Origin of the sequence: Proteiniclasticum sediminis (assembly GCF_018128025.1) — a bacterium.
GTDB classification, from domain to species: Bacteria; Bacillota; Clostridia; order Clostridiales; family Clostridiaceae; genus Proteiniclasticum; species Proteiniclasticum sediminis.
In genome coordinates, this window is sequence record NZ_JAGSCS010000008.1 from 24,082 (window position 1) to 42,769 (window position 18,688).

15 protein-coding genes and 1 other annotated feature are annotated in these 18,688 nt (G+C 51.2%); of the genes, 2 read left to right on the forward strand and 13 right to left on the reverse strand.

The genetic code is table 11. The features are described from left to right. Positions 1–99 precede the first annotated feature (99 nt). Positions 100–341: a binding site (T-box leader), on the reverse strand. A 52-nt stretch (positions 342–393) separates the two neighbouring features. From KCG48_RS07365 to KCG48_RS07410, 10 genes are all read right to left on the reverse strand, one after another. Continuing rightward, on the reverse strand, positions 394–1,359 hold the full coding sequence (locus KCG48_RS07365; RefSeq protein ID WP_211800959.1) for an ABC transporter permease: 966 nt from the start codon (positions 1,357–1,359) through the stop codon (positions 394–396). Continuing rightward, positions 1,359–2,510, reverse strand: a complete 1,152-nt coding sequence (locus KCG48_RS07370) for an ABC transporter permease (RefSeq protein WP_211800961.1) — start codon at positions 2,508–2,510, stop codon at positions 1,359–1,361. The genes KCG48_RS07365 and KCG48_RS07370 overlap by 1 nt, the downstream gene beginning before the upstream one ends. Continuing rightward, positions 2,500–4,026, reverse strand: coding sequence for an ABC transporter ATP-binding protein (locus KCG48_RS07375; protein ID WP_211801085.1), 1,527 nt, complete (start codon positions 4,024–4,026; stop codon positions 2,500–2,502). Before KCG48_RS07375 ends, KCG48_RS07370 begins: the two co-directional genes overlap by 11 nt. A gap of 148 nt (positions 4,027–4,174) precedes the next feature. Further along, on the reverse strand, positions 4,175–5,317 hold the full coding sequence (locus KCG48_RS07380; protein ID WP_211800962.1) for a BMP family lipoprotein: 1,143 nt from the start codon (positions 5,315–5,317) through the stop codon (positions 4,175–4,177). A 198-nt stretch (positions 5,318–5,515) separates the two neighbouring features. Then, a complete protein-coding gene (locus KCG48_RS07385; RefSeq protein WP_211801087.1) occupies positions 5,516–5,983 on the reverse strand; it encodes a tRNA (cytidine(34)-2'-O)-methyltransferase in 468 nt (155 codons plus the stop codon). After that, entirely contained in the window at positions 5,977–6,816 is an 840-nt protein-coding gene (locus KCG48_RS07390) for a Cof-type HAD-IIB family hydrolase (RefSeq protein WP_211800963.1), read from the reverse strand. The genes KCG48_RS07385 and KCG48_RS07390 overlap by 7 nt, the downstream gene beginning before the upstream one ends. 40 nt (positions 6,817–6,856) lie before the next feature. Further along, positions 6,857–9,028 carry a transglutaminase-like domain-containing protein gene (locus KCG48_RS07395; RefSeq protein ID WP_211800964.1) on the reverse strand — a complete coding sequence of 724 codons (2,172 nt, stop codon included), beginning with the start codon at positions 9,026–9,028 and terminating at the stop codon, positions 6,857–6,859. 1 nt (position 9,029) lies between these two features. Beyond that, on the reverse strand, positions 9,030–10,133 hold the full coding sequence (locus KCG48_RS07400; protein ID WP_211800965.1) for a DUF58 domain-containing protein: 1,104 nt from the start codon (positions 10,131–10,133) through the stop codon (positions 9,030–9,032). A gap of 1 nt (position 10,134) precedes the next feature. Next, the gene (locus KCG48_RS07405) at positions 10,135–11,067 is read right to left on the reverse strand and encodes an AAA family ATPase (RefSeq protein ID WP_211800966.1); all 933 of its coding nucleotides are present in this window, start codon (positions 11,065–11,067) and stop codon (positions 10,135–10,137) included. Between the two features lie 297 nt (positions 11,068–11,364). After that, positions 11,365–12,834 (reverse strand): VanW family protein, encoded by a 1,470-nt coding sequence (locus tag KCG48_RS07410; protein ID WP_211800968.1) that lies wholly within the window; start codon positions 12,832–12,834, stop codon positions 11,365–11,367. Between the two features lie 375 nt (positions 12,835–13,209). Here KCG48_RS07410 and KCG48_RS07415 point away from each other — a divergent pair, with 375 nt between their 5' ends. After that, complete coding sequence (locus KCG48_RS07415) at positions 13,210–14,238, forward strand: M42 family metallopeptidase (RefSeq protein ID WP_211800970.1); 1,029 nt, start codon at positions 13,210–13,212, stop codon at positions 14,236–14,238. Positions 14,239–14,349: 111 nt separating this feature from the next. Further along, positions 14,350–14,727 carry a VOC family protein gene (locus tag KCG48_RS07420; RefSeq protein ID WP_211800972.1) on the forward strand — a complete coding sequence of 126 codons (378 nt, stop codon included), beginning with the start codon at positions 14,350–14,352 and terminating at the stop codon, positions 14,725–14,727. A gap of 67 nt (positions 14,728–14,794) precedes the next feature. Here the strand turns inward: KCG48_RS07420 and KCG48_RS07425 are convergent, their stop codons facing one another. From KCG48_RS07425 to KCG48_RS07435, 3 genes are read right to left on the reverse strand one after another with little or no spacing between them, the layout of a single operon-like run. Then, entirely contained in the window at positions 14,795–15,700 is a 906-nt protein-coding gene (locus KCG48_RS07425; protein ID WP_211800974.1) for a D-alanine--D-alanine ligase, read from the reverse strand. 5 nt (positions 15,701–15,705) lie between these two features. Beyond that, positions 15,706–16,344, reverse strand: a complete 639-nt coding sequence (locus tag KCG48_RS07430) for a phosphatase PAP2 family protein (RefSeq protein WP_211800976.1) — start codon at positions 16,342–16,344, stop codon at positions 15,706–15,708. After that, positions 16,265–18,688 carry a sensor histidine kinase gene (locus KCG48_RS07435; RefSeq protein WP_211800978.1) on the reverse strand — a complete coding sequence of 808 codons (2,424 nt, stop codon included), beginning with the start codon at positions 18,686–18,688 and terminating at the stop codon, positions 16,265–16,267. The genes KCG48_RS07430 and KCG48_RS07435 overlap by 80 nt, the downstream gene beginning before the upstream one ends.

Sequence of the window (18,688 nt, forward strand, 5' to 3'; positions counted from 1 at the left end):
CCCAATGGCCGGCCGTGGGGGTGATAACTTCTTCTCCGTTCACCACATGATGATTCCTCCTTTCACAAAATATTGGATAAAATAAAAGACTTCGCCCCTTAACAGGGCGAAGTCACTCGCGTTGCCACCTGATTTCGCGTAGCCCAAAGGCTGCGCATCTCAATTTCGGATACTAGCATATCCTATCCCTTGTCACGGCGGGCACCCGTCAGTCACTACTCCTTGCGTTTCGCACTGCCTCTCCGGGGCCCATTCCATCATGTCGTCCTGCAGGGTTCTCACCCTCCCCTGCTCTCTTTAAAGACTGTTCATCATGTACTCTTCCCCATCACGGAGTTTCATATTGAGAATATTATACGGGCTCGGCCGGAAGTTTGCAAGGGGTTTCCCTGCTTAACGAAGAGATTTATCGTAAGGAATCCCTTCCGCTTTCGGCGCACGGGACTTCTTGGAGGTGAAGGCCAGAACCACCATGGTCGCGACATAGGGAAGCATCTTGTAGTAGGTCTGGTTGATTCCCAAGTTGTTCAGGAAAGGAATCAGCGAGACGGAATAGGCTAAGGTGCGGAGGAACGCAAAGAACAGAGCCGCGAACAGAATTCTGCCTGGACGCCACTGGCCGAAGATCATCACCGCCAGGGCCAGGAATCCGAATCCGGCTACGCCGGTATGCCCGTTGACATTTCCGCTCATGACGCCGACGGAGTAGAAGAATCCGCCGACTCCGCCCAAAATACCGGAGATGGTGACTCCAGCATAACGCATTTTGTAGACATTGATGCCCACAGAATCTGCGGCCTGGGGATGCTCTCCGCAAGCCCGAAGTCGGAGACCAAAGCGGGTCTTGTAGAAAATGATGGTAGAAACCACCATGAGCAGAAAACCGATGTAGATGGTCAGATAGGTTTTCTGGAAGAACAGGGGACCAACAAAGGGCAGATCGCCTAATCCCGGAACCTTCTGGATGTAGAAGTTCACATTGGTGGTGATGCCGTCGCTGTTGAAGAACATCTTCGAGAACAGCAAGATGGCTGCGGGAATCAGCATGTTCATGGAGGTTCCCGTGATGGTCTGATTGGCTTTCATCGTCACCGCAGCAAAGGACAGAAGGAGCGAGTAGACGATGCCTGCCACGGCAGCCACCAGCATCCCGAGAAGCAGGATCGTCTGGGGATTCATGCCGCTCTTCTGGATGTTATACACAAATAGTGCGCCAAAGAATGCGCCAAAGAGCATAATACCTTCCAGGGCGATGTTGATGACACCGCTGCGTTCACTGAACATACCGCCCAGGGCTACGAGAAGCAATGGAATGGCTACAGGGAGCATATTTTGCACAAGGTAGTATACGGTATCCATTATTTCTCCTCCTTTGCGGGTTTTACTTTCTCCAGCGGCTCTTTCTTCGCCGGCGTTTCATGATGTCGTCTATTCTTGATGAACTTGCCCAAGGCGGAGTTCATGACCAGGGCGAAGGCCGAGAAGTAGATGATGACCGCGATAACCACGTCGATGATTTCCGGCTTATATCCCTGAAGGCTGGCCAAGGTTCCTCCTCGCTGAATATGGGAGACGAAGATCGAGGAGAAAATGATGCCCAGCGGATGGGAGTTGCCCAGAAGAGCCACGGCGATACCATTGAAACCAGCCGAGGCGATGATGTTGATGGGCTCATAGGTCATGCTGCTTCCGGGAATCGCAGAGGGGGCCAGGATGGCGAAGGCGCCGCCCAGACCGGCCAATGCACCGGCAATGGCCATGGTGAGGATAATGTTGCGCTTGCCGTTCATGCCCGCATAGTCCGCTGCCGTTTTGTTGAAGCCGGTGGCTTTCAGTTCATACCCGAAAGTGGTTTTCTGGAGAACAATATAGAGCAGGACACCGATGATCACCGCCAGGATAATGCTGACGTTGACGTTGGAGCCCTTGATCCCCAAGGACGGGATCTGTACGGTGGCTGGCAGGTAGTTGGTTCTCGTTTTGGAGGAAATGTACATGGTGCCATTTCCCTGAATCCACATGTCCACCAGGTACATGCCGATGTAGTTGAACATGATGGAGGTGATGACTTCATTCACATTGAGAAGAGCCTTGAATATTCCCGGGATGATTCCCCAGAGCATTCCGCCGATCATGCCTGCAATGATGGCCACAACCCAATGGATACTGCTGGGCAGATCCACCATGAAGCCCACGTAAAGGGCGAAAAACATACCCATGGTATACTGACCAGAAGCTCCAATGTTGAAGAGCCCCATCTTGAAGGCAAAGCCCACGGCCAGACCCGTCATGAGGATGGGGGTGGCAAAGTAGAACACATCACCAATTCGGCGGAATCCGCCGGCCATGATGTTCGAGAAACCCGCCACGGCATTGGCAGAATCCGCAGCCAGCATGACGATAAATCCAAAAACCAAGCCCAGCACAATGGCTAACAGCGCAGCAGTAAAGGATGAGAATCCCTTATTGCCTGTGATTGACTTTAACGATAACTTTTTCTTACTCTCCATCGCTGTTCTCCTTTTGTACATTCCTCTTGGCGCCGGACATATAAAGTCCCAGCTCTTCCACGGTGGACGTCTTCGGATCCAGTTCGCCGACAATTTCCCCTTCATAGATGACCAGGATTCTGTCGCTGACATCCATGACTTCATCCAGTTCCAGGGAGACTAAAAGCACACCCTTGCCGGCATCCCGGGTGGCCACCAGCTGTTTGTGAATATACTCAATGGCGCCCACATCAAGACCTCGCGTGGGCTGTACAGCCACCAGCAGTTCGTGTTTCTTGTCAATTTCCCGGGCAATAATCGCCTTCTGCTGATTTCCGCCAGACATGCTTCTGGCTGGGGTTGTGGGTCCCTGGCCGCTGCGCACATCGTACTGCTTGATCAGTTTATCCGCATATTTACGCATGGCATCAAAACGGATGAACCCGCGCTTTTGGAAGTCCGGTTCAAAATACCGCTGAAGCACAAGATTTTCTTCCAAACTGTAATCCAGGACTAGACCATGCTTGTGGCGGTCTTCCGGGATATGGCTCATTCCGGAAGTGGAACGCTTGCGGATTGTCGCCTTTGTTAAATCCTGACCCAGGAGCGTGATGGTACCTCCCGTGGATTTTTCCAGACCTGTCAGTGCCGAAACCAGTTCCGTCTGGCCGTTTCCATCTATTCCGGCAAGGCAAACGATTTCACCACGGCGAACATCAAAGGAAACATTCTTCACGGCGTTATTTTTATGGATCTTGGAGGCCACCGTCAGATTGCGCACGGAGAGCACCACGTCTTCAGGCTTGCTGGGTTCTTTGTCAACACTGAAGCTGATATCCCGGCCTACCATCATCTTGGAGAGTTCTTCCTTTGATGTGGTCATGACATCCACGGTTCCGATATATTTTCCCTTTCGGAGAACGGTGCAACGGTCAGCCACCTCTTTAATCTCATTAAGCTTATGGGTAATGAACAGTATGGATTTTCCTTCTTTGGCAAATCCCTTCATAATATCCAGAAGCTCCCGGATTTCCTGGGGTGTCAGTACTGCTGTGGGCTCGTCAAAAATCAGGATTTCATTGTCCCGATAGAGCATCTTCAGAATTTCCACACGCTGCTGCATTCCCACGGAAATCGACTCGATGAGCGCATCGGGATCTACTTTGAGTCCGTACTGCTCACTGAGCTTCACTACTTTTTCCCGAGCGTCTTTTTTCTGGAGGAATCCCATGGTGTTGGGTTCCACCCCGAGAATGATATTTTCCAGAACCGTAAAAATCTCCACCAGCTTGAAATGCTGATGAACCATGCCGATGCCCAGTCGATTGGCATCATTGGGGTTATTGATCTTTATCACTTCGCCGTTCATTCGGATTTCGCCCTTTTCGGCCTGGTAAAGTCCGAAGAGGACACTCATCAGAGTAGACTTGCCTGCGCCGTTTTCGCCAAGGAGAGCATGGATCTCGCCTTTTTTTAAGTTCAGGGTGACGTCGTCGTTGGCGATAATTCCGGGAAATATCTTGGTAATATTTCTCATTTCAATAACATAATTATTATCCACGTTAACCTCTTCTTCCCTCTGTATTTTTAATGGACAAAATGGGGGAAAACTCTCGCCTTCCCCCATTTACATTCTTACTTACATAAGGCTCAGGCCAATATGTGAGTGGAACAGTCCGGAATAATTATCTTGTTTCTACAGCAACCTTCACCAGCTTGAGGTTGGTGGTCAGTTCATCTGCAGTGGCATATCCGGTTTCAGCAGCAACCTTGAACTCACGGATGGGCTTTACGCTTCCGCTAACGAGGGTTGCGAAGACCTTGTCATATGCAGCTTTGTCAAACTTGGAGAATCTGTCGAAGGCATTGGCCTTGGCATCTCCGATAACGACGGTCGGCAGACCTACGCCATCATTCTTAGCATTGAAGAAAGTGGTCTTTCCAGAGAAATCAGCCCACTTGTTGGTCTTGTAGATGGATTCCAGAACGCTGACAACGGAAGCTCCCAGTCCCTTCATTGCTGAAGTGATGACGGTTTCGCTATCGTATCTCTGGTCAACGTCTACGCCAATGACTTTGCCCTTGGCTTCAGCAGCAGCAGACATAACGCTCTTACCTACGGATCCGCCGCAAGCGAAAATCACTTCGACGCCTTCCTGGTACATGGTCTTTGCGGTAGCCTTGTTGGTGTCGTTCTCTTCAAAGTTTCCGGTGTAGTGATAGGTGACCTTTACGGTGCCATCAGCCAGATTCAGTTCCTTGGCCGCAGCTTCTGCGCCCTGAAGGAATCCGTAACCGAAAGCCTGAACTGCAGGAACAGCCATTCCGCCCATGAATCCGAGCTTGGTCATTCCATCCATAACTGCGGCATAGCCTGCCAGGTAGCCGGATTCTTCTTCGGCATACATAACGCTGGCTACGTTGGCTTCAGTCTTGAATGTTGCATAGTCTGCAGTGTGTGGAGCTCCGTCCAGCAGGATGAACTTCACATCGGGATACTTGGTCTGCGCATTGTACACAGCAACCTCGAAGAGGAATCCTGGGGTAACAATGACCTTTGCTCCACCGGTGACAGCCAGATCAATGGCAGCCAGGTATCCGGCATCGGAAGCTTCTTCAGGCTTGTAGTATTTGTGGGTGACCTTGTTGGCCTCCGCAAACTTAACTACGCCTTCCCAAGCGCCCTGGTTGAAAGACTTGTCGTCGATATTGCCTTTGTCGGTGATCAGCGCAATTTCATATCCGGTAGATCCGGACTTCTGGCCGCAACCAACAAACACCATACCAACCAACATGATGGACATGAGGATAGCAAGCATTTTCTTCATACAATAAACCCTCCATACATTCGTTCGACGCAATGTCGTTGTTTCCATTATATCGGCTTATTAACAAAATCTCAATATTTATCGTGGCAATCCGGGGGAGTAACCCCATGAAATTACGATATCTTTCGTCTATCACGAAAAAATTTGCTAAAATTGATGCGAAATTCCGCAGATTTTGGCACCGCAATGATGTAATCGTCAACACATGTGCGGAAAATTTAACTGTCCAAGGGCTTCATAGGCGACAATGGCCACTGTATTGGAGAGGTTCAGGCTCCGGGTGCTGGTCTCGATCATGGGAACCCGGAAAAGCTGATCCTTATACTGCTCCATAAGATGTTCTGGTAAACCGCTGGACTCCCGGCCAAAGACGATGAAGCAGTCTTCCTCAAAAGCGATCTCCGTATGGAAGCGCTTTCCCTTCGTGCTGGAGAAGTAGAACGGACGATCCGGATACTTCGCAGTCAGCTCTTCAAAGCTTCCGTAGATGGTCAAATCCAGTTCGTTCCAGTAATCCAGTCCTGCGCGGGTAACGGTCTTGTCATTGATCTGAAACCCCATAGGACCGACAATATGGAGCTTCGCCCCGGTGAGAACGCAGGTTCTTCCGATGTTCCCGGTGTTTTGTGGAATTTCCGGCCGAAACAGAACAATGTTGATCATGATGGGTTTTCCTCCAAAATGAAACGATGGATCATGCGGGCCACCCCATCTTCCAGGTTGGTCCCCGTGACATATTTTGCCGCGGCTTTAACTTCAGGAGCGGCATTCCCCATGGCCACCGGCATCCCCGCCACCCGGAGCATAGCCAGATCATTTTCGCTGTCCCCCACGGCGATGATCTCATGGGGCTGGATATTCAGTACTTTGGCCAATGCCAGGACGCCTTTGCCCTTATCGGCATGCCAAGAGGTGAATTCCAAGTTATCTGCGCCGGAACTAACCACCCGGATGGATGGATTTTGAGCGACGGCTTCCCGAATGGCGTCGATGCGGTCGGGCCGGGGGAAGACGATGCCCTTTTGAATTTTTCCACCCTTCTCCGCAATAAAATCCTCCATGGTGTAGCTCTCGCTCAAATACCGGATGGCGATGCGCCGATTTTCCGGCAAAGTAGCAGCAGCCCGCTCATAGCGCAGAACATAATCCCGAACTTCGGAGATGAACATCTCCCGGGGATCATAGAAGTTGATCTTCGTGTCAAACTTTTCCAAGGTGTTCACCAGAAATTGGAGATCCTCCGTGGAGAGATTCTGCTCATAATACACTTCATTTCCCTCCTTGGACCGCACGTAGGCGCCATTGGAGGAAATGATGGGGTCGGTGAGCTGAAGCTCGTCAGCATACGCCAGAGCGCTCCGGTGCATCCTGCCGGTGCTGAGGGCAATGACCACTCCTTTGGCTTTCGCCTTGGCAATGGCCTCCGCATTGGCCTGAGAAACCGAAAGATCCGGTTGAACCAATGTGCCGTCGATATCGATGCAGATCATTTTATACATACTTGTCTCCTTCTTCTTTTGCTGTGTACATCATACCATATTACCAGAAATGCTTCCTCACCAGGTAAAAGACTCTCCCCCGATAATCCCTGACCAGGAGATAGACCCTCTCCCGGAGCTCTTTTCGCTCATCAAAATGACCAGGGGCTTTACTGAACTCTTCTTTGTAAACTTCCTCCACCAGGCGGGTATAGGCTTCCCGGACAGCCTTGTCCTTAATGCGGGCCGCCATTTCCAAATGAGTTTCCCCAGGCTGCCGCTCCATATAGAGATATGCCAGCCCTTGGGTGATTTCCCGGAAAAATGGCTTCAGCGAGGCTTTCGAATAAGCCTGATGAATTCTCCATTTTTTCACGCCAAACAGCACCAGAAGGAAGCTGGACCCTGCAGCCAAAAGAACCAACACGATCAGGCGAAGCCACGAAGCTCCGGGATTGACCACCTCGGGATCTTCCTCGTCCTGGCCGGGCCGGGGATTCTCGCTGCCGGTCTCGTTGGGTGCGGTTTCCACCGGGTCATCAGGATCGACCACAGGTCCGTCATCGGGATTGGGCTCTTCCCCGTAAATCAGCTCTCGAGGGGTTCCCGTGGCATCAAAGGTCATCCAGATATCATTATCCGCATCCACGAGCACCTCGGTCCAGGCGTGGGCATCGCTGTTACGGACAATATAACGGTCCCCCCGCATTTCCGTGCCCATTTTGTATCCTTCCACATAACGGGAGGGTACTCCGGCAATGCGAAGCATGACAGTGAGCGCCGTAGCAAAATACACACAGTAGCCCTCCGGATCCTCAAAGAGGAAATAGTCCACAAAATCCACGTAGTCCCGGGGGGTATCTGGCGTCAGGGTATAGGCATAGTTGGCCTTGAGGTACGCGGTGATCGCTTCTGCCTTTCCCAGTACGGAAGGAATCCCCTGGACAATTTCCTGGGTCAACGCCCGCGTTCTCTCCGTGACGGTGAAGGGGAGCTGAAGATAAGGACTATTATCGGACAGCTGACTTCCCGGATTAACCCGGCGCAGAGACTTCTCCACCGCATCTTCCTGGTAGTAGGCAATGCGGTAATTGGATGTCACGGTCTCATTGCTGGCAAACACGCCCAAAATAGGGTCGTAGAATACCCGGGCGAAGGAATTGGGGAAAGTGATCTCCCGGGCATACAGGCTGTTAAAGAGATTCGAGGTGATGGTCTTCCGCGGACGGATTTCCATCATTTTCAGGGCTTCCTCATCACCCTGAACCAGCTCCTCATAGCGCGCCACCCTTTCCGCATCCACCCGTCCGCCGGTTTCATACACCACATTGTCCCGGGCCCAGGCTACTCCCGTATAGCGAAGCCGAACATTTCCCCGCAGGTAAATGGGTTCCTCGCCCACAGCCCAGAGCACTTCATCCTCATTGATGTTCACATTGCCACCGAGGAGCCTTTCCGAATCTGTGTATCCCGATGCGGAAATATTGAAGGGGTCTTTCATGCTGCGACCCTCCAGAAAGGTCTCGGGAACCACCTGATTGTTGAAATAATTCCAGATCCGATCGGAGTAGACCCCCTTCTCATCAATGTTGATGAGAAGAGAAGCCAGGGTGATCACCAGGGTCAGCGCTACCGCCTGCAGAATGCGGGCCCCTTTGTTGACCTTGAAGTTTTTCGCTTCCTTGTCGGCCAGGCCAGCGCGATAGAGGATGATGCTAAACGCCCAGAGGGGAAGAAAATACCGCAGATACCGATAGGTGTTGTCATAGTAGTCCACAATCCAAAGAAAGAAAATAAGGCCCATATCGAAGATAATGAGCTGATAGGGGAAAATATAGAGGGTCAGGGTGAGGATCACACTTCCCGCAAAGACGAGAAGCTTCATAATCACCTCAAAATTCTGGAAAGAGAGCCGCTGCCCCCGGGTAATCAGGGTGACAATGCGATCCAGATCCGATGGAATCTTCTCCACGGGAAGGTTGGAGATCAAGAGAAACGAGACATAGACCGCCCCAAGAAAAAGAAAGAAGAAAACTCCCCGTAGAAGTTTTCCCCTTCCCCGCAGCGCACCGATGAACCCCAGTCCTGTGAGCACAGGAAAGAAAGCATACCCCAAAAGCAGGAACATGCTGAAGTTTTCGATGTAGTATGCGCTCTCCATGACGGATGCCACGATGAGCATATTGATAAAGATGAGAAGCAGGGGCAGGAGTCTGCCTTTAACTTTTTCCATATCAGATATCCTCGATTTCCAAAAGGGTGATGCCTTCCAGCTCCTCCTGTCCTCCTCGACCGATGCAGGAGAACCAGGTAATGTGGTTGTACTTGTCCTTGACTTTCTCCACCACATGACGAAGATCCGGTCCCCGGTCCGAAGAAAAGATAATGATGGACGCTGCACCCTTGAAAATTTCCGTTTTTTCATTCATAAATTCGTGGAGGGGCTTCCGGCCCACGGAGTTGTGTTCCACCATATACTCCACCAGGGCGTTGAAATTCGCCATGCGGCGGATCTCCACCTCCTTGCGCTCCAGGGCATTGATGATCACCTTATGGTCCTTTCCCGCCGCAATGAGCATCTTGGAGACCCCCAGGGCCGTGCTGATCAGGGCTTCTTCCTTAAGGCCGTCGGGATCCAGACGATAGATGGACTCATTCATGTCAATGACCAGAAGAAAATCCATCCCTTTGGTTTGCTCTCCCACTCGAACATAAAGCTCCCCCTGTTTAGCGGAGACCTTCCAGTTGATCCGTTTCAGGCTGTCTCCCGGGGCATAGCGACGAAGCTCCCGGGTATTGTAGGGATCCTTCTGCGGCGACCGGGATGCGCTGATTCCCGCGCTGCCCACGCCCAGTTCAAAGGCATAATGACTCATGTCCTTGATTTTGGGGTAAACCCGGATGCTTTGCTTATGGAGCAGTTTGGTCAGGGTAAAAATATTGAAGATATCCCGGATCTCCAGGTTCATGTGGTCAAACTCATAGATCCCCCGATGGGTGAGATAGGCGTTATAGGCCAGCTGAATCTTTCTCCGGGGTCCGATGCTCCGCGTCTCCATCTCATCCCGGTTCATGATGGCGGTGACATGGGGAAGAAAAAACCGGGAGTCATTGTAAATCTGAATCAGAATCCGTGCCGTGTCAAACACCTCATACTCCGGGCGCACGGGAGTAATTTTCCCGCTGACTTTTCGGAGAAAGAAAAACACGGACATAACGGCCAGGACAAAAATACAAAGAAAGATGAAGTATAAGGACGTGAAGACCACGCCGCCCACCGCATAATAGAGCAGGATGATGCCTAAAAATCCCCCGAGAAATTTAAAGTCGATCCTCATTTCAGAGATCCATTCGGGGTGGCTCCACCGTGGAAACCATGATCTGCAGGGCTTCGTAAGCGCTGCTTCCCTGCCCCCGGGCATAGGAGGAGAGGATCAGGCGGTGGGAAAGCACCATGCCGACATTCTCCTTCACATCTTCCGGAATGACAAAATCCCGGCCCTTCATGAGGGCCGTGGCTTGGCTGACCCGCATGAGAGCAATGGACGCCCGGGGGCTGGCACCCAACGTGAAGAGCTTGCTTTCACGGGTTTCCTTCACAATATTGACGATGTACTGATAGATGGGATCCGCCACATTGATTTTTCGGGTCATCTCCTGAAGGCGAAGGACATCGGAAAGATCCGCCACCGGCCCGATGTGGTTCAGGGGCAGCTCTTCTCTCACCCTTTTCAAGATGGTCACTTCGTCATCCAGGCTGGGATAGCCGATGCGGATCCTCATCATGAACCGGTCCAGCTGGGCTTCCGGAAGATTAAAGGTTCCCTCATACTCAATGGGATTTTGCGTGGCCATGACAAAGAACGGCGCCTCCAAGGGATAAATAGCTCCCCCTTCTGAAACCTGATGTTCTTCCATGGCTTCCAAAAGTGCTGCCTGGGTTTTCGGAGAAGTCCGGTTGATTTCATCGGCCAGGACGATATGGGCAAATACCGGGCCTTTCCGGAACTCAAAGGTCATTTCCTTCTGGTTGTAGATGGATACGCCAAGAATATCCGAAGGCAGCAAGTCCGGTGTGAACTGAATCCGGGAATAGCTAAGATTGAGACTCTTGGCCAGGGCTTTCACCAGCGTGGTCTTCCCGATGCCTGGAATATCCTCAATGAGAATATGCCCTCCGGCCAGGATCCCCTTGAGTATATTTTTCACCACACTATTTTTCCCGATGATGACTTTTTCCACATTTCTTTCTACCGCTTTGACGATTTCCATCGTGATCCTCCTGTCCTCTTCGGCCGTGGGCCTACATCTGCATTTCCCCTTCTTCAGGGCATTCTTCCATTATTTTACCATACCCCAAGGGGGAATTCGTGAATAGGATGTTACAAGTGTCCTTGAAAAGTCCCGTTTTCCGGAGCAAAGTCCCAAGTCTTGAACCTTGCCTCAGGCGGGTCACCCGGCAGAAACGGCTTCTCCCCTTCCGCAGCAAACCTTCTTCTAGCAGAAACGGCCCCCTCGAAAACGAGAGTGGCCGCTCGGTGCTGTTTCTGTGAAAGGATGATGGTCTCTTTAGGGTGCTGGCGTTTCCACCGGTTCTACCGTTGCCGGCCGTTCCTTGGTGCCATAGCGGACAATCTTGTCCACTTTCTTGTAGCTGTCCTGGGAAATGACTTCCGTAGCCACAACTTTTCCGCCCACCAGAGTCTGTCGGTAGGTTTTGGACTTGTATCCGGTGACGGGCTTCTGGTCCACGACCTCTTCTCCGACATAAAGGGTGTTGTCGGCCACTCGGATGGTCTGGGGCTGCAGGACGGCTGTGGTCTCGGAGAAGACCTTGTAGGTCTTTCCGCCCAGATCCTGGGTATCCCCATAAATGGCCACGGTGAGTTTTCCGTTGGCGCCATAGGCATAGACATAAACCGGGCTGTCATAGTTGTTGGTGAACTTCAGATCCAGGGATGGGGAATACACTACGGCATCCATTCCGGGATTCAGGTAAGCCACAGCCATGCTGTGGTTTCGACGCTGTACCACATTAAGATTGCTGTGAAGCACCGCCTGATAGAGCGTGCTGGATACTTGGCAGAGACCTCCGCCTACGCCGTCTTCCACTTTATTGCCCACAAAGACGCCGGCGTTCTTAAAGCCTGCAGCCAAGGTCACGGCGCCGACTTCCTTGTTGTAACTGAAGGTTTCCCCGGGAAGCAGGACCGTACCGTTGATCTTCGATGCCGCAAAGGCCACATTATATTTTCGGTTTTCGATGGATGATCCGTAGTAAGTGGTATAGGAAGCCAGCTGTCCGTTGATTTCCTTCAGATCCTCCGAGGTAACCCGGGGATGGGAGACCACAATCTCCGCCTCCACCGTTTTCGGTGCAGCCAGATCCGAAAGGGCTGCCGTTAAGTCGGTGAGCAGCTTTTCTTCATTGATGATGAGCCCATCGGCGTGATCCGTGACTTTAAAATCACCGCCGCTGAAGGAAATGGTGGCTTCCTTTGCTTCCTGATTCACCTGACTCTCCACCTGCTTCACGAAGGTTTCGATTTTGTCCGTGTTGTGGGTGAACTCCAGGGTCAGTTCTACCGCCTCTTTCCCTTCAATACGCTGAAGTTTTTCCGAATCCTTCAGATCCTTGCCAATGCTCAGGGCTTCCTGGGCCAGCTTTTCCGCATCCAGGGCAATATCCAGTTCGCCGTAGGTGATGGTAAATTCCTTTTCCCGGGCTTTCACCACCACTCCGGTTTTTTTCACCTTGTCGAGGAGATCGGTTTGGATGGATTTCTGGGCTTCCCCCAGGGTTTTTCCGGATAGATCCAGCCCCATGACCGTAACGCCGGGATAGACCTTTTCCGACCATTCTTGAATTAACGCCTGGTCTCTTTCTTCCTGGATGGTTTGTGCCTGAGTCCGCGCCTCAATGGCAATGGTCTCCGCCTCTTTCTTATCCTTTTCAAAAGCAAATCCCTGATAGGTCACGGCTCCTGCGGAGATGATCCCCAGGGCAAGTATCATGGCGATGATGGTTTTTCTTTTCATGAATTTCGGCAGAATCTGCTGCCTTCCCTCCTGTTTTTCCGTTTCAGGAACCTGTCCTGTCTGTCTGGAATCATTATACCATGACAAAAGCTGTCAAATCTCACAAAGAGATTACAGATTCCTCCGCTTCTCCCTGGGAGACTTCTCAAAACGCATTTTCCTGTCCATAATAACGCAATTCTTTGGTGGTGTAAATGCAATGGGAAATTCTTCATGGAATCGAAAGAACTGCGTCAAATGAACTGGAATTTGCCTCCTTACGGCGGGGATCCTCATGGCTTCAAATGGTCCCCTTTCCCCAGATTCCCGATTCAATCTGTACATGGTGGGGGGAAATAAGGTAAGATCAAAGAAAACAGTTTCCAGGAGGTTACCATGGAATTTGAAACCAACATCAAGACATACCTGAAGGAGCTCATGGCCATTCCCAGCCCCACGGGCTATCACGGAGAAGTCATGACCTACATCAAGACGGAGCTCAGCCGTCTGGGCATTGCCTACAAGGAAACCAACAAGGGGGCTGTGCTGGCCACCCTCCCCGGAAAGGAACCCCAGGGACGACTCTTCTCCGCCCATGTGGATACCTTGGGCGGCATGGTGAAGTCGGTGAAATCCAAGGGCTCCCTGGAGTTCACCCTCATCGGCGGCTATATGTACAATACCCTGGAGTCCGAGAACTGCGAAGTGCGTACCGGCTCAGGGAAGCTCATCAGCGGTACCGTGCAGACCACCATGCCCTCCGTCCACATCGACGGGAACAATGCCCGGACCCTGGAGCGGAATCAGGAACATATGGAAATCATTCTGGATGAACGGGTGGAGAACGCCGAGGATGTGGCCAAACTGGGCATCCGCGTAGGCGACTTTGTCTTCATGGACCCGAAGCTCCGGATCCTGGATAATGGCTTCATCAAGTCCCGTTACCTCGATGACAAAGCCAGCGTCGCCATCTTGCTGGAAGCCATGGCCATCCTCCGGGACAAGCCCCGGACAAAAACCCTCCATTTCTTCATCTCCAACTATGAGGAAGTGGGTCATGGGGCGAAAGCGGCGCTTCCGGACAATCTTCTGGAGTTCATCGCCGTGGACATGGGGGCTCCCGGGAATCAGCAAAACAGCTCGGAGTTTAAGGTTAACATCTGCGCCAAGGACAGCTCCGGCCCCTACGACTATGCTCTTCGCCAGGCCTTGGAAAACCTCTGCGAGAAAGAGAATATCCCCTATGCCACGGACATCTATCCCTATTACGGCTCCGACGCCTCCGCTGCCCTGGGTGCCGGCCATGACCTCATCACCGGACTCATCGGCCCCGGCGTCTTTGCATCCCATGGGTATGAAAGGACCCACATGGACTCCATGAAAGCCACCCTGGATCTGGTGGTAGCCTATGCCCAGGAGCCCTAATTCCTGGAAGCAAAACTAAGGATTTTCAAATAATTTACAGCCTGTTGAAATCTGGAGAGGAAGATCATGATAGACTTGTTCCAAAATCCCCTGAGGGAAAGGAAGGATAGTATGATCCAAAAAATCGGGCAGGTCATGCTCTATGTGGAGAATATCGATGAAGTAACTAAATTTTGGACGGAGGACTTGGGTTTTGCCCTCCTCAGCAAAAGCGACAAGGAGATCCGCTGGCGGGAGATCGCTCCCTCCCAGGATTCAGAAACCTCCTTTGTCCTCCACGAACGGGCGGTCATTGCCAAGATGGAACCCGAACTCAATCTGGGCACCCCCTCCATCATGTTCTTCACCGAGGATCTTGAAGCACTCTATGCACACATGAAAAGCCGAGAGATCAATGTAGGCGCTCTGGTGGAGATTCCCGGGGGAAAAGTCTTCAACTTTTCCGATCGGGAAGGGAATTACTTTGCTGTCATGGAACCCCAAAAATAAAAACCGGAAGGACACTTCCGGGCATCAAAAAAGAGCAATGGAGAAATCCACTGCTCTTTTTTGATCTTTACTCTCTGACGCGGAGGGAAACCCGGATAATCTCCTCCAGGAGCTGCCGATAGCTCATCCCTATGCCTTGGGCACTCTTGGGAAAGAGCGATGTTTTGGTCATGCCTGGCAGGGTATTCACTTCCAGAAGATAGGGTACTCCCTGGCAGACGATGAGATCCACCCGGGCATACACTTCACACTTCAGGGCGTTGTAGGTTTCCAGGGCCAGCGTATTGATCTCCGCTTGAAGCGCCGCGGGGAACTCGATGATTTCCTCGGTGGCTCCGCCTTCATCATACTTGGAAGCATAATCAAAGAAACCGCCTTTTTGAGGCTTGATGATGAGGGTGGGGAAAATTTTCCCATCCAGAATGGGCACGGTGATCTCATCGCCGGCGATGAACTCCTCCACCATGACTTCCTTATCCACCAGCAGTCCTTCCCGGACGCCAGCCACCACTTCCGCCATATCCCTGCAGATGAAGGTGGCCACGGAGGAGCCTCCGCTGTTGGGCTTCACCACCACGGGATACCCCAGTTTGGCCACGGCCTCTTCAGAAAGGTCGGCCACATCGGAAACCACCAGCCAGCGGGCTGTTCGAAGGTTTTTGCTCTTCATGATCCCCTTCGTCAGGTCCTTATTCATGCAGATGGCACTGGAGAGCATTCCGCACCCGGAATAGGGGATATTCAGGCTGTCCAGAATACTCTGCACCGTGCCATCCTCCCCGTACTTGCCATGCAATGCCAATAGGGCAAAATCAATTCCACGTACTTTTTCAAAAATATCCTGCTTGGTATCCAGAACAATGGGGACCACTTCATGAGCTCCCTGCTGGAGATTGCTCACGATCTCTCTTCCCGAGGCCAGGGACACTTCCCTTTCACTGGAAATTCCGCCCATGATCACACCAATCTTCATCTTCATCACACTCCATCGAATAAACTGGTGACCTTATCCTTGGTGAAAAGACGAAGGGTAAAGCCATATACTAAAATACCATAGAGGATTCCGCCCAAAATGTCCAGAAAAACATGCTGACGGATCAGCCATGTGGAAAGGATGATCAGGATCCCATAGGCCATTATCCCTGCTTTTTCCCGCCTAGAAAAATCGGTGCGCAGAATGCCGATCACCAGAACGGTGGTCACCAGCACATGGATGGAGGGAAATCCATTATAGGGATTGTCCACGCCATAGGTGGCCCGAAGGATACCCTCCAAAAAGCCCTGTCCGAAATCTTGGGGCCTGGGCACCTCCGTCTGAAAGAGAAGGAAGGTGGCATTGGCGAAAAGATTGCCCAGAATGGCTGACAGCGCTGATTCCACAAAGATCCTTCGTTCTTTCCGGTAAAGCAGGAAAAGAAGACTTAGGGATAGCGGATACCACGTATGATAAACGAGGACAAAGCCAGGGATAAAGGGAATCTTTCCATCCACCGGAAGCGTCAGATTCCGGACCGTCCCCCAGGGCCGATTGGTAAAGCTATAAAGAAGGCTCACCGCCATCAGGATCCAAAGGAGGGAGATCGGCGCTATTTTTCGTGTTGTGGTTTTCAGCTTCATGATTGCTGCCCCCCTTTTTGATGTCGGAGAATTCAATCTCAACGCGCTTGGATGCCTTGTCATAATAATCCCGACTCGTATCTTCCTCGTCATCCACCAACTGATCCCGAAGAATCAGGGTAAAGGTGGTGCCCACATTAAGCTCGCTCTTCACCACACAGTCTCCGCCCATGAGGTTCATGAGCTTCTTCACAATGGAGAGTCCGATACCGGTACCTTCATTGTCCCGGGTGGTGGACTTGTTCACCTGGATAAACCGGTCAAAGATAAAGTTGACATTTTCCGGCGGAATGCCGATGCCGTTGTCTTCCACATCGATCTTCACCAGGCCCTCCTCCGGATCCAGAGAAAGATTAACCAGAATTTTTCCTCCCTGGGGAGTGAACTTGATGGCGTTGGATAAGAGATTAAGAAGCGAACGCTCCAAAGCTTCTGGATCAAAGGCCATGGTGTGTTCCTCCACTTCCGTGTCAAAAATAACCCGGATGCCCTTGTTTTCCGCATAGTCCACAATGGACATGACAATATCCTCCGCAAAACTCACCACATCACCATTGGTCATGTGGAGCTTGTAGAATCCCGAGTCCACCTTGGTAATATCGAGAATGTTGGAAACAATGCGAATCAGTCGGTAAGAGTTGTGGCGAATAAGCTGTGCATAGTTGCCTGCTTTCTCCGGGGAGAAGTTCGACAGCTCCATGAGCTCCAACGCCGACAAAATGACATTGATGGGGGTTCGCAGTTCATGGGACATATTGGCAAAGAACTCGTTGAAGAGTTTCTCATTCTCCCGGGCAATGTAGAGCTGGCGGATATTCGCCTCATTCTCGATGCGCAGCTCATGGAGCTTCACGCTGCTGGTGACATTGCGAAGGAAAACCAGCATCTGCTTCTTCGTCTGATCGAAGCTGATCAGACGGAAGTTGGGCTCCACATAGATATCGTTGCCCTTGTGATCTTGGATTTTCATGATGTCCAGTTTGAGGATCTCCCCGGACTCGATTTTCCGGCCGATATCATTGAGCTCTGCGAATTTCATCCCCATGAACTGGCTGTCCGGGGATCGGTTCTCATTGACGTTTCCCGGCAGGACCCGAAACTCGTCGTAGACCATGTCATTGGCTTCCATGACCCGGTTCTTCCCGATGTCATAAACGTAGATATAGTCCGGAATCAGGTTGAAGAAGCTGCGGTACTTGTACTCCGACCGCTCCAGGGATTCCTGCATGGCCCGTATGACCGTGATGTCCTTGGCCGTGATACAGAAGATTTCCTCATCGTTTTGCTCAATGTACACCACGTCCACATCCAAAATATGGGTGTTCTCATGGAGATGGACCTTGATGGAAGAGGAGTAGTTCATATTGTATTTGATGATTTCGTATTTTTCTTTAAGATACAGCGAAAGATCCTTCTCCAGCTCCTTTCCGTAGTTGTTGAAGAAGATCTTGTACTTGGAGTTGGAATAGAGGATCTCATGCTTGGAGTTAACGAAAACCGTTATGTTCTCGTTATATTCCGCAGACTTGAAGAACATGAAGAGGTTATTCTTCAGTACCTCTGACTTCTCAATGACCACATCCTTGTTCCGCACGATTTCCAGCATGGACCAGGGAATGGCAATAATATAGATGGAGAAGGTTAGGGTCTCCAGTATTTTCGCCGTGATGAGATAGCGAAAATCAAAGCCGTTATAGAAGATGCTGTAACAGATCATGGCGGTGAAGTAGAGAAGCGCGGTCAGATAGACTGTCATGTTGAAGACATTCTTCTGAATGACCGACGCATTGAAATACCAGCCGGCAAAAAACGGGATGATCAGGAGCATGATGATTTCCAGGGCATAGGCATAGGGTCCGGTGAGGATCACCGGTTCTTTCATCACTGCCTGAAATACGGTGAAATAGGCCACGATGAGAATCACGGCCAGTACAATGAAGAGATCCTTGTTGACATAATTATAAATACTGTCCGAAAAAAAGGACTTCAAGGTGAAATAGGTCAGAAGTACGATCACCATGTAGATCCCTAAAAAAGCCAGTTCGATCCGGCCATTGATGATGATGATATTATTTTTGTATTCCAGGAAGGAGCTTCCCAATACGATGATGCCCAAGACCAGCACATACTTCATGTGGTTGTAGGAGGCATACAGGAACAGCATAAAAAAAGAAATGGCGGCCAGGATGATGTTGATGTTGTCCAGCCGCAGATCCACCATTTTTCGCCCCTCATCGGTCAGGGTGTGGGCGGTTAGAAAAGCAGCCGAAAAAAAGGCCAGGACAAGGAGGATGACCCTGGAATTATTGGCAGCGACGATTATTGCATTGTCCTTGGACTTCAT

What these genes read in the sequence shown, in the direction of transcription:
- KCG48_RS07365 (WP_211800959.1), bottom strand. Translation starts at nt 1,359, where the DNA reads ATGGATACCGTATACTACCTTGTGCAAAATATGCTCCCTGTAGCCATT.
- KCG48_RS07370 (WP_211800961.1), bottom strand. Translation starts at nt 2,510, where the DNA reads ATGGAGAGTAAGAAAAAGTTATCGTTAAAGTCAATCACAGGCAATAAG.
- KCG48_RS07375 (WP_211801085.1), bottom strand. Translation starts at nt 4,026, where the DNA reads ATGAGAAATATTACCAAGATATTTCCCGGAATTATCGCCAACGACGAC.
- KCG48_RS07380 (WP_211800962.1), bottom strand. Translation starts at nt 5,317, where the DNA reads ATGAAGAAAATGCTTGCTATCCTCATGTCCATCATGTTGGTTGGTATG.
- KCG48_RS07390 (WP_211800963.1), bottom strand. Translation starts at nt 6,816, where the DNA reads ATGTATAAAATGATCTGCATCGATATCGACGGCACATTGGTTCAACCG.
- KCG48_RS07395 (WP_211800964.1), bottom strand. Translation starts at nt 9,028, where the DNA reads ATGGAAAAAGTTAAAGGCAGACTCCTGCCCCTGCTTCTCATCTTTATC.
- KCG48_RS07400 (WP_211800965.1), bottom strand. Translation starts at nt 10,133, where the DNA reads ATGAGGATCGACTTTAAATTTCTCGGGGGATTTTTAGGCATCATCCTG.
- KCG48_RS07405 (WP_211800966.1), bottom strand. Translation starts at nt 11,067, where the DNA reads ATGGAAATCGTCAAAGCGGTAGAAAGAAATGTGGAAAAAGTCATCATC.
- KCG48_RS07410 (WP_211800968.1), bottom strand. Translation starts at nt 12,834, where the DNA reads ATGAAAAGAAAAACCATCATCGCCATGATACTTGCCCTGGGGATCATC.
- KCG48_RS07415 (WP_211800970.1), top strand. Translation starts at nt 13,210, where the DNA reads ATGGAATTTGAAACCAACATCAAGACATACCTGAAGGAGCTCATGGCC.
- KCG48_RS07420 (WP_211800972.1), top strand. Translation starts at nt 14,350, where the DNA reads ATGATCCAAAAAATCGGGCAGGTCATGCTCTATGTGGAGAATATCGAT.
- KCG48_RS07425 (WP_211800974.1), bottom strand. Translation starts at nt 15,700, where the DNA reads ATGAAGATTGGTGTGATCATGGGCGGAATTTCCAGTGAAAGGGAAGTG.
- KCG48_RS07430 (WP_211800976.1), bottom strand. Translation starts at nt 16,344, where the DNA reads ATGAAGCTGAAAACCACAACACGAAAAATAGCGCCGATCTCCCTCCTT.
- KCG48_RS07435 (WP_211800978.1), bottom strand. Translation starts at nt 18,688, where the DNA reads ATGAAGTCCAAGGACAATGCAATAATCGTCGCTGCCAATAATTCCAGG.